Consider the following 284-nt stretch of genomic DNA (forward strand, 5'->3'; position numbering starts at 1 on the left):
GGATCTGCTCCTATCCAAAGCCGGAGACGTGTATTTGAGACATCCCGTACTTTGACATCATCTCCGCTGGCCTGCGCATCTCCCTCTTCTACGGCATGGACTCGACGGACGCCGTTTTGCTAGCCAATTTTTGTCGCTTGTTTTGCTGTTNCGTCTCGTGGGCCGGAGATGTGTATAAGAGACAGGTATCTGCTCAAACCGAAAGCCGGCGGCGTGGCCTTTGTCCTGGCGGCACTGGGCGAGCAGCTGGACACCGTGCTGGATGTGACCGTGGTGTATCCGGG

1 pseudogene is annotated in these 284 nt (G+C 56.9%); it reads left to right on the forward strand.

From position 1 onward, the window contains the following. Nucleotides 1-183: 183 nt before the first annotated feature. Nucleotides 184-284, forward strand: a pseudogene (locus ACQ4LH_RS21255) (acyltransferase); the annotation flags it as partial.

It is taken from the genome of Pseudomonas peli (assembly GCF_050563605.1).
Lineage (GTDB): Bacteria > Pseudomonadota > Gammaproteobacteria > Pseudomonadales > Pseudomonadaceae > Aquipseudomonas > Aquipseudomonas peli_A.